9 protein-coding genes are annotated in these 9,929 nt (G+C 73.0%); 3 read left to right on the forward strand and 6 right to left on the reverse strand.

Features of this window, described 5'->3' with window-relative positions; all coding sequences use genetic code 11:
* The coding region (locus HMPREF3099_RS10625) for an HNH endonuclease signature motif containing protein (RefSeq protein WP_141762131.1) at positions 1-531 on the forward strand (531 nt) is incomplete at its 5' end.
* Positions 532-608: 77 nt separating this feature from the next.
* Here HMPREF3099_RS10625 and HMPREF3099_RS10630 read toward each other — a convergent pair.
* The 4 genes from HMPREF3099_RS10630 to HMPREF3099_RS13145 all read right to left on the reverse strand — a co-directional run bounded on the left by HMPREF3099_RS10630 (position 609) and on the right by HMPREF3099_RS13145 (position 6,584).
* A complete protein-coding gene (locus tag HMPREF3099_RS10630; RefSeq protein ID WP_070705963.1) occupies positions 609-3,581 on the reverse strand; it encodes a vitamin B12-dependent ribonucleotide reductase in 2,973 nt (990 codons plus the stop codon).
* Positions 3,582-3,800: 219 nt separating this feature from the next.
* Positions 3,801-4,289 (reverse strand): transcriptional regulator NrdR, encoded by a 489-nt coding sequence (gene nrdR / locus HMPREF3099_RS10635; RefSeq protein ID WP_070705965.1) that lies wholly within the window; start codon positions 4,287-4,289, stop codon positions 3,801-3,803.
* A 166-nt stretch (positions 4,290-4,455) separates the two neighbouring features.
* Positions 4,456-5,265 (reverse strand): LmeA family phospholipid-binding protein, encoded by an 810-nt coding sequence (locus HMPREF3099_RS10640; protein WP_070705967.1) that lies wholly within the window; start codon positions 5,263-5,265, stop codon positions 4,456-4,458.
* Positions 5,262-6,584, reverse strand: a complete 1,323-nt coding sequence (locus tag HMPREF3099_RS13145) for a cutinase family protein (RefSeq protein ID WP_070705969.1) — start codon at positions 6,582-6,584, stop codon at positions 5,262-5,264. The genes HMPREF3099_RS10640 and HMPREF3099_RS13145 overlap by 4 nt, the downstream gene beginning before the upstream one ends.
* A 301-nt stretch (positions 6,585-6,885) precedes the next feature.
* Between HMPREF3099_RS13145 and HMPREF3099_RS13150 the strand changes: the two genes are divergently transcribed.
* Positions 6,886-7,317 (forward strand): hypothetical protein, encoded by a 432-nt coding sequence (locus HMPREF3099_RS13150; protein WP_070705971.1) that lies wholly within the window; start codon positions 6,886-6,888, stop codon positions 7,315-7,317.
* Positions 7,318-7,536: 219 nt separating this feature from the next.
* Here HMPREF3099_RS13150 and HMPREF3099_RS10655 read toward each other — a convergent pair whose 3' ends face one another.
* Positions 7,537-7,818, reverse strand: a complete 282-nt coding sequence (locus HMPREF3099_RS10655; RefSeq protein ID WP_141494628.1) for a LysM peptidoglycan-binding domain-containing protein — start codon at positions 7,816-7,818, stop codon at positions 7,537-7,539.
* 381 nt (positions 7,819-8,199) lie between these two features.
* Here HMPREF3099_RS10655 and lexA point away from each other — a divergent pair, with 381 nt between their 5' ends.
* Complete coding sequence (gene lexA / locus HMPREF3099_RS10660; protein WP_070705975.1) at positions 8,200-8,898, forward strand: transcriptional repressor LexA; 699 nt, start codon at positions 8,200-8,202, stop codon at positions 8,896-8,898.
* A gap of 58 nt (positions 8,899-8,956) precedes the next feature.
* Here the strand turns inward: lexA and HMPREF3099_RS10665 are convergent.
* The coding region (locus HMPREF3099_RS10665) for an NAD-dependent protein deacetylase (RefSeq protein WP_371327539.1) at positions 8,957-9,929 on the reverse strand (973 nt) is incomplete at its 5' end.

The following is a 9,929-nucleotide window of genomic DNA, read 5'->3' on the forward strand; positions in this document are numbered from 1 at the left end:
GAGGGGCGGCCCGCACCCCACGGGTGGGCGCGGGGCCCGGCGCCGGTCACGGACCGGGGGCGTGCGGGGTACGGCACGACCTCCGGTGGCGAGGTGCTCTCCGCCGGCGAGGTGCGCCGGATGGCCTGCGACGCGGGCGTGCTGCCCCAGATGCTCGGTGGCCCCTCGACTCCCCTGGACACCGGACGGGTCGACCGGGCCGCGACCAACGCCATGCGCAGCGCCCTGCTCACCCGGGACGGCGGGTGCACGGCCCCGGGCTGTGACCGACCCCCGGGCTGGTGCGAGGCGCACCACGTGACGCACTGGTCGGAGGGCGGGCCGACGAGTCTGGCGAACCTGGCGCTGCTCTGCCGACGGCACCACACCATCGTGCACCGGGACGGCCTGCGGGCCGCGGTGTATCCGGACCGCGTCGTCTGGTGGGACCCGGCGTGCGAGCCGCCCCCGGACCCCACGGGCCAGGTGGGTCCTCCGCCGGCGGTCACGACTGGGCGACCCGAGCCACCCCCGGGCACGCAGGTGGCCTGAGCACCCCTCCCCCACACGCGGGGACCCCGCCCGGACCGAGGTGGTCCGGACGGGGTCCCGGGGCGCCGGGTGGGCGATCAGCTGCAGCCGGAGGTGCTGCCGCAGCCCTCGCAGATGTGACACGAACCGGCAGGGCGCATCTTGATGCCGCAGGTCATGCACAGCGGGGCATCGGCGGCCTTGCCGAACTTGGCCTCCATGAGCTCCGCGGAGGAGTGCACCCCGGAGTCAACCGGCTGGGCGGCGTCGGCCGCGGTGGCCTGGGCCTGGGCCCCGGTCTCACCCTCGAGCGCGGTGTCGGCGGCCTCCACGCGGGAGGAGCCGTTCACGCCCTCGGGACGCTTGGCCGCGGCCGGCGCGATGGACTGGCTGTAGGACTCCAGCTGGCTCTCCATGTCGGAGTCGTCGCCCTCGTCCGATCCGCCGCCCTGCGGGGAGTACGACCCGGTCTCCAGGTGACGGGCGCGCTCGGCGGCCGTGTGGATGCCCATGAAGTCGCGGGTGTCGAAGTCCAGGTAGTCCAGCGCCAGACGGCGGAAGACGTAGTCCATGAGCGACTGCGCCATGCGGACGTCCGGGTCGTCGGTCATGCCGGCCGGCTCGAAGCGCAGGTTGCTGAACTTCTCCACGTAGGTCTCCAGCGGCACGCCGTACTGCAGGCCCACGGACACCGCGATGGAGAACGCGTCCATCACACCGGCCAGGGTCGAGCCCTGCTTGCCGAACTTCAGGAAGATCTCGCCCAGCGAGCCGTCCTCGTAGGTGCCGGCAGTCAGGTAGCCCTCGGCCCCACCCACGGCGAAACTCGTGGTCTGGGCCGTGCGGCGCTTGGGCAGGCGACGACGCACCGGGCGGTACTCGACGACCTTCTCCACCGGGGCGGCCACGGCCGGGGCGTCGGTGCCCTCGGCCTCGTCGGACGCCTCGGAGCCCTTGTTCTCGCCCTTGCCACTGGAGAGCGGCTGGCCCACCTTGCAGTTGTCGCGGTACACGGCCAGCGCCTTGAGGCCGAGCTTCCAACCCTCGAGGTAGACCTCCTCGATCTCCTCCACGGTGGCGCGCTCGGGCAGGTTCACCGTCTTGGAGATGGCACCGGAGAGGAACGGCTGCACGGCCGCCATCATGCGCACGTGGCCCATCGGGGCGATGGCGCGCTCCCCCATCGCGGTGTCGAAGATCTCGTAGTGCTCCTCGGCCAGGCCCGGGGCGTCCACCACGTGGCCGTGCTCGGCGATGTAGTCGACGATGCCCTCGGTGGTGGCCTGGTCGTAGCCCAGCAGGCGCAGCGCACGCGGGATGGTCTGGTTGACGATCTGCATGGAGCCGCCACCCACGAGCTTCTTGAACTTGACCAGCGAGAAGTCCGGCTCGATGCCGGTGGTGTCGCAGTCCATCATGAAGCCGATGGTGCCGGTGGGGGCCAGCACGGAGGCCTGCGCGTTGCGGTAGCCGTGCTCGTCGCCCAGGGCCACCACGGCGTCCCAGGCCTCGGTGGCGGCGTCCTGAATGTGGGCGTCCATCTCGTGCATCGGGGCCAGCTGGGCGTTGGCGTCACGGTGCTGGCGCATCACGCGGTTGTGGGCCTCGGCGTTGCGGGCGTACCCGGCGTACGGGCCCACCACGGCAGCCAGCTCGGCGGAGCGCTTGTAGGACGCACCGGTGAGCAGCGAGGTGATGGCCGCGGCCAGCTGGCGCCCACCCTCGGAGTCGTAGCCGTGACCGGTGGCCATGAGCAGGGCGCCGAGGTTGGCGTAGCCGATGCCGAGCTGGCGGAAGTTGCGGGTGGTCTCACCGATGGGGTCGGTCGGGAAGTCGGCGAAGCAGATGGAGATGTCCATCGCGGTGATGACCAGCTCGGTGACGGCCTGGAAGCGCTCCACGTCGAAGGTGTCGTCGTCGTTGAGGAACTTCAGCAGGTTCAGGCTGGCCAGGTTGCACGACGAGTTGTCCAGCGACATGTACTCCGAGCACGGGTTCGAGGCGTTGATGCGGCCCGACTCGGGGTTGGTGTGCCAGTGGTTGATGGTGTCGTCGTACTGGATGCCCGGGTCGGCGCACTCCCACGCGGCCCTGGCCATGCGGCGGAACAGGTCGTGGGCGTCGACGGTCTCGATGACGTCGCCGGTGGTGCGCGAGCGCAGGCCGAACTCGCGGCCCTCCACGACGGCGTTCATGAACTCGTCGGAGACGCGCACCGAGTTGTTGGCGTTCTGGTACTGCACCGAGGTGATGTCGTCGCCACCCAGGTCCATGTCGAACCCGGCGTCGCGCAGCGCACGGATCTTGTCCTCCTCGCGCGCCTTGGTGTCGATGAACTCGGCGATGTCCGGGTGGTCCACGTCGAGCACGACCATCTTGGCCGCGCGGCGGGTGGCGCCACCGGACTTGATGGTGCCGGCCGAGGCGTCGGCGCCGCGCATGAAGGACACCGGGCCGGACGCGTTGCCACCGGAGCTCAGCAGCTCCTTGGAGGAGCGGATGCGCGAGAGGTTCAGGCCGGCACCGGAGCCGCCCTTGAAGATGAAGCCCTCCTCGCGGTACCAGTTCAGGATCGAGTCCATGGAGTCGTCCACGGCCAGGATGAAGCAGGCGCTCACCTGCTGGGGGCTCTTGGTGCCCACGTTGAACCACACCGGGGAGTTGAAGCTGAAGATCTGGTGCAGCAGCGCGTAGGTGAGCTCGTGCTCGAACACCAGCGCGTCGTCCTCGGTGGCGAAGTAGCCGTGCTTCTTGCCAGCGGCCACGTAGGTGAGCACCACGCGGTCGATGAGCTGCTTGAGGCCGGTCTCGCGGGCCGGGGTGCCCACCGCGCCGCGGAAGTACTTGGTGGTGACGATGGTGGAGGCGTTGGCCGACCAGAACGACGGGAACTCCACGTCCTCCTGGCGGAAGATCACCTCACCGGTCTTCCAGTTGGTCTGCTCGACAGTGCGCTTCTCCCAGGTCACCTCGTCGTAGGGGTGCACGCCCGGGGTGGTGTGGATGCGGTTGATGGTGAGTCCGCCGCCCGGCTGCTGGGTGGACGCGGGAGCCTGTGTGGTGTCGGTCATGACCTCTCCTTGGTGGGCGGTGGCGGGCTCTCGTCCGCCGGTCGTGCAGTGCGGTTCGGGGTGGTGTGTCTCTGGTCGGTCTGCGGTCGGTCGTGCAGGTGGTGCGGGGCGGGTGGTGCGTACGTCCGTGCCGGGGCACGGACGGTCGGCGTCGGGCGTGGCACGTCCGGGCCGCGGTGGCTGGGCGGCCCGACCCCCTCGCCGGGCTGCCCAGTGGTGTCAGCCGGCGCCGACGACCTCCGGTGCGCGGTCCCCGGCGGGCACGCGCTCCTGGCGGAGCTCGGTGATGGCCTGCTCGAAGTCCTCCAGGCTGTCGAACCCCCGGTAGACCGAGGCGAAGCGCAGGTAGGCCACGAGGTCGAGCTCCCGGAGCACCGGCAGCACGGCCATGCCCACGTCGTGGGCGTCGATCTCGGCCTGGCCGGTGCAGCGGATGCTCTCCTCCACGCGCTGGGCGAGCAGGCCGAGCTGGTCGTCGGTGACCGGGCGGCCCTGGCACGCCTTGCGCACCCCGGACATCACCTTGTCCCGCCGGAACGGCTCGCTGGCGCCGGAGCGCTTGACCACGCTGAGGGTGGCCGACTCCACCGTGCCGAAGCGCCGCTCGCAGGCGGTGCACTGGCGGCGCCGGCGGATGGCCGTACCGTCCTCCTGGACGCGCGAGTCCACCACCTTGGTGTCCTCGTGGCGGCAGAACGGACAGTGCACGGCGGAACTCCTCCCGGTGGCGCGTGATACGGCGAAAAGTGGATCATCTTGTGTGCTGATCTCCTCAGCACCACTAGATGTAGAGCCTACGGCCTCCCCGGCGCCGGTCGCAAACCTCCCGGCCCAGCGGCCCGGAACCCGGCTCCGGGCCGCGCTTTCCACTCCCTCAGCCGGCGTGTCGCGGGAGGTCGACCCCCTCGCCGCGGAGCTCCAGCTCGACCCCCTCGGCCGTCGCCCGCACCCCCGTCCAGCGCAGCCCCTCGTAGGTGGGCAGGTTGGCGTAGGTGGCCACCCGCGGCAACAGCCCGTCCACCACGTCCTGGGGCACGTCCACCTCGTCCAGGGAGGCCTGCGCGTCCGCCAGCCCCAGCTGCCCCGTCGCGGGGTCCACCACCGGGCGACCGGTCACCCTCACCGGCAACCGCTCCCCCATCACCGGCACGTCGGTGGTGATGGACAGGCGCCCGTCCTCGTCACCCGAGAGGTCCGCCCCGGTCACGCGCGAGAGGTCCTCCCAGCTCGTGCGCACGCGCCCGGCCAGGTGCTCCACGTGCACCGCGTCCCCGCCCCCGGAGAGGTCGCGCACGTCCCGCGCGCGCACGTCGGCGTCCACGAGCACGGTGCGACCGCGAACCTCCACCACCGCGCCGGAGAGTGTCCCGTCGATCTCCGGGTACTCGTCGCGGGCCACGTGCCAGGCGGTCGGCCAGCCGTCCAGGTCGGCCCGCACCCGGCCGTGCACGGTGGCCCCGACCTCCTGCTCGATGCGGCCGACCACGTACCGCCGCAGCGCCAGGTCGCCCACCAGAAGGGTGAGCAGCAGCACCAGCAGCGCCACCAGGGCTGCGACGGCCCTGCGGTCGCGGCGCCGCGCACCCCGATCGCCGGGGCGCTCGGGACGGTCACCCGCCTCGTGCACGCCCTTCTCCTCCGCCGCGGCGGGACGGGCACCCACCGTCTCCACGGGATCGGTCACCGCCGCCTCCACAACGCCAGGCCGAGGCCGCACGAGGTGAGGAAGAACACCCCTGCCGCCACCGACACCGTGGGCAGGACCCACGCGGGCGGACCGGTCTCCACCCACGGGGAGCCGCCCTCACGGCCCGTGCCCGCGGCGAGGTCGCCGGGCGTCGTGCCGCCCCCGGGGTCGGCCGGGTCGGCGGGATCAGCCGGGTCAGTGCCGCCGGCACCGTGCGGCGCGCCGTCCACGCCCCCGTGCGCACGCTCGTCCGCCCCTTCTCGCGCCCCCTGATGCGTCCCCTCGCCGCCGTCGCGCGGTCGCCCCGAGGCGTCACCCGACGCGTCACGCGGAGCGTCGTCCGGGGCGATCAGGTTCACCAGCGCCTCGATGCCGGGGCGCAGCACCTCCCCGGCATACCCGCCGTGGATGGGCCGCGCGGTCGCGAACTCGTCCTCCAGGCCCGTGGCCGAGGTCAGCACCCGGCTCATGGCCGGCGCGGCGTCACAGACCACGTCACCGGTGCTGCAGATGCTGAGCACGCGGGAGTACTCCCCCGGCGCGATGACGTCGCCACCGGCCTCGAGTGTGGCCGCGATGGAGCTGTTGGACACCTCGCCGCGGTGCAGCGCGAACACCTCCGAGACGAGGTTGTGCACGGCCTGGCGCCGCGTGGTGGTCTCCTGCGGGCGCGCCCGGGAGCGCAGGTAGGTCAGCGTGGCCGCCAGCCCGATGGCGGGGGTGTCCAGCTGTCCACCGACTTCCCGGACGTTCTGCCCCGGGTGGTGCGCGGGGTTCCCCAGCAGCAGCGCCGCGGCCAGCGTCGAGCTGTCGGCACCACCGGCCAGGGCGCGCGTGATCACCTGCGCACCCTGCGAGAAGCCGACCACCACCACCTGCTGCCCCGGGCACTCCCGGGCACTGGCACCCAGCACGCGCGTGAGCTCGGCGCTGCCGGCGTCCACCGAGGCGAAGTACCGGCTCGCGCGCGGCGTGGCCTCCAGGACGGCGCCCTCGAGGTCGGCGGTGCGCAGCGTGTGCGGGTCCACCGCCGGGTACTCCAGCCACACCTGGTTCACCGACCGGTCCAGGCGCTCGGCGAGACCCTCCCGGGCACGGTTCACCGTGTTGCCCCAGGGCACCTGCTCGGCGGACCCACGGACCCCCACGAAGAGCAGCTCCCGACAGGGCAGGTCCCCCAGGTCGCGCGAGGCGGTCGGGTGGTCGCCCCACGTGCCGGTGCGGCCCGGGCGCCGGCCGGTCGGGTCCTCGATGCGAGCGGCAGGCCCCGTGTCGACATCCGACCCGTCCCCGTCGCGCGCAGCAGCGTGCGCCATGGCGTGCGGGCGGGGCGCGCCTGACGCGGCGACGGAAGGCGCCGTCCCGGCTCCCGCGGAAGACAGGGGTGCGGCTCCCAGCACCAGGGCCCCCACCACCGTCGCCGCGGCCCCACCGCGACGCCACCCACCGGACCGACGCACGCTCACACCGGCCATGGTGCCAGCCCTCCGCGACGCCGCCAGGGGGTGTGCCACCTCTGCGCCACCCCGCTCCTGCACCACCCACGCACGACGAGTCCGAGCCCCGGCTGCGGCGCTGCGACCACCGGGCGGGCCCCGCGTGTGGTGGAGTGGGGCCATGGACCTCGCCATGCCCGCCCCCAACGAGACCGACCGCCTCCACGCCCTCACGCGCGACCGTGGCGACCAGGAGACCATCACCGCCCTGTGGAGGGCCGGTTTCGCCCTGCCGCGCTGGTGGTTCCTGCCCGCGGGGCCGGAGGGGTCCGTGGCTCCCGTCGCCGCGCAGATCGAGGGCGCCATGATGCTGCTCGGGTTCACCAGCAGCGAGCGGGCCCGCCACTTCGCGGTGGAGCAGGGCATGCTCGACGCGGAGGAGCCCGGCGACCTGCTGGCCCTGCAGCCCGTGGAGGTCGTGCGCGGCGCCAGCGACTTCCTCACCGCCGGCGTCAACGGGCTGGTCATGGACGTGCACATCTCCGGCTGGTTCGCGCCCTTCGAGGGCCTCGGCCCCATGTGGCGTCGCGCCACCGGTACCCCCCTCGACTGACCGGGCCACGGCACGCCCGGACAGGTCCCCCACGAGCGGAAGCCCTCCCCACCGCCACGAGGCGGTGGGGAGGGCTCTCTCCCTCACGGGGCGTCCCTGCCACGGATGTCTCACGTCCGCGGCGCACCCCATCACGCGTGGCCACACGTCCCTGAGGACCACGCAGTCCTTGACCCCCTCCTGGCCGGTCCCTCCTCCCCGGCCGGGCCGACTCCCTCGTCAACGACGCGGGATGACCAGCTCCTGACCGGCCTGCACCTGGCTGGTGCCCAGTCCGTTCGCCTCCTGCAGCATGAGCACCGCGCGGTCCACGGGCACCTCGGGCAGGTGCTCCACGGCCACGTGGCTCAGCGTCTGGTCCTGGGCCACCACCACGCGCTCGGCCACCCCCGCGTCCCGGCCGGCGCCGGTCGCCTGCCAGGCGACGAGCAGCACCATCACCACCGCCACGGCAATCACGAGCGCCTGTCGCGCCGCGCGCCCCCGGGCCGTCAGTCGCATGCGAGGTGCCGGGCGCACCGCCCCCCGGGCCGACGCGACCGGGCGCCCGCCACGGCGAACGGGTCGCACCTCCAGCGGCATCGCAGTCATCGCAGTCATGTCATCTCCTCCAGGTCCGGACGGATGTCCGTCGCATGTCTGTACTATGTGTAGCACAGGTGACCGACACTCACCAAGACACGCCCGAACGGATGTCCTTCTGGCGGGACGGTGACGTCGTATCCTGTGTGCACCGGTTGTCGGCCGTGCGTACGAGCGGGACCTCCCGCCGCACGCCCTGCCGACACCACGCAGTGAAGCGGTGACCACCGACAACCTCGGAGATCCGGCGTCATGACGCGCAGTTCTCCGCCGCGACGACCCGCGAAGGGGGACCCCGACATGACCGAGAAGAACGAGCCCGGCCTGCGCCGGAACGAGCCGCTGACCGACCGGCAGACCCGTGTGCTGGAGTGCATCCGCCGCTCCATCGACGAGCGCGGGTACCCGCCGAGCATGCGCGAGATCGCCGAGGAGGTGGAGCTCGCCTCGGCCAGTTCCGTGCAGCACCAGCTCAACGCACTGCAGCGCAAGGGCTACATCCGCCGCGACCCGAACCGCCCCCGCGCGCTGGAGATCCTCGACGCCCAGTGGCCGGGCGACCGCGGGTACCGCAAGCTCCCGGAGGACACCTGGGACCCCTCCGAGGCGGCCGACTCCCGCCCGCCGGCCTCCTACGTGCCGGTCGTGGGGCAGATCGCCGCCGGCGGGCCGATCCTCGCCGAGGAGCGCGTGGAGGACGTCTTCCCGCTCCCCCGCCAGATCGTGGGCGACGGCGAGCTCTTCCTGCTGCGCGTCAAGGGTGACTCGATGGTGGACGCCGCCATCTGCGACGGCGACTGGGTGGTGGTGCGCCGCCAGCAGGCCGCCATCAACGGCGACATCGTGGCCGCGCTGCTCGACGACGAGGCCACCGTGAAGACCTACAAGAAGGTCAAGAACCAGGTGTGGCTGCAGCCGCACAACCCGGCCTTCGACCCCATCGACGGCAACGACGCCACCATCCTGGGCAAGGTCACCGCGGTGCTGCGCAGGGTCTGAGCCCCCGCAGGGCACTCCCGGTCAGCGCGCACCCGGTCGCCACGCTCCCGCACCGGGGTCACGCCTCGGGGACGCCCACCCCGAGGCGGTCGGCCACCGCGGCAAGCGTCGTGTGCACCATCGCGTCCACCGTGAGCGTGGCCTCCCGGTCCGCGCGGTGCCAGCCGCGGGTCAGGACCACCACCGGTCCCCCGGCGCGGTGCACGTGCCGGGCGAAGCGGTACCCGCTCATCACCTTGAGGCTCGAGCCCAGCACGAGCAACCCGTCGGCGGCGTCCACCATCGCGTACGCCGCGTCCACCCGGGGGCGGGGCACGTTCTCCCCGAAGTACACGACGTCCGGCTTGAGCTCGTCGGACCCGCACGCCAGGCAGCGGGGCGCACGGAAGGCCGCCACGGCCTCCTCGTCCAGGGCCACGTCGCCGTCCGGACGCACCTGCCCGGCGTCCAGCGCCACCCGACGGTGGTCGGGGTTCGCCTCGGCCAGGCGCGCCTGCAGGTGCTCGCGCTCCTCGGTGGCCCCACAGGCCAGGCACACGATGCGCGAGAGCGTCCCGTGCAGCTCGAGCACGTCCGGCGACCCGGCCCGCTGGTGCAACCCGTCCACGTTCTGCGTGATCACCCCGGTGATGCCCGCGACCGCCCCGGTGTCCACCCCCTCGCACTGCAGGGCGGCCAGCGCACGGTGGCCGGTGTTGGGACGAGCGCCGGTGAACCGCTCCCAGCCCACGAAGGCCCGCGCCCAGTAGCGGAGCCGCGAGGCCGGGCCGGCACGGAAGTCCCCGATGGTCATGGGCTGCACGCGGCGCACCCCGTCCGGTCCGCGGTAGTCCGGGATGCCCGATGCCGTGGACATGCCGGCGCCGGTCACCACCGCCAGGCGGCGGGTCGCCAGCAGCTCGGCGAGCGCCTCCACCTCCTGCGGCGCGGCCTCGACCTCCGGCGGCAGGGTCACCGGCGTGGCCACCTCGGGCAGGGTGGCGCCGGCACTCACGCGCGCCCCCGCCGCGGCCGGCGCCCCACGAGCGACA

This window comes from Kytococcus sp. HMSC28H12 (assembly GCF_001816045.1).
Taxonomy (GTDB): domain Bacteria; phylum Actinomycetota; class Actinomycetes; order Actinomycetales; family Dermatophilaceae; genus Kytococcus; species Kytococcus schroeteri.

What these genes read in the sequence shown, in the direction of transcription:
- HMPREF3099_RS13145 (WP_070705969.1), bottom strand. Translation starts at nt 6,584, where the DNA reads ATGGCGCACGCTGCTGCGCGCGACGGGGACGGGTCGGATGTCGACACG.
- HMPREF3099_RS10630 (WP_070705963.1), bottom strand. Translation starts at nt 3,581, where the DNA reads ATGACCGACACCACACAGGCTCCCGCGTCCACCCAGCAGCCGGGCGGC.
- HMPREF3099_RS10655 (WP_141494628.1), bottom strand. Translation starts at nt 7,818, where the DNA reads ATGCGACTGACGGCCCGGGGGCGCGCGGCGCGACAGGCGCTCGTGATT.
- lexA (WP_070705975.1), top strand. Translation starts at nt 8,200, where the DNA reads ATGACCGAGAAGAACGAGCCCGGCCTGCGCCGGAACGAGCCGCTGACC.
- HMPREF3099_RS13150 (WP_070705971.1), top strand. Translation starts at nt 6,886, where the DNA reads ATGGACCTCGCCATGCCCGCCCCCAACGAGACCGACCGCCTCCACGCC.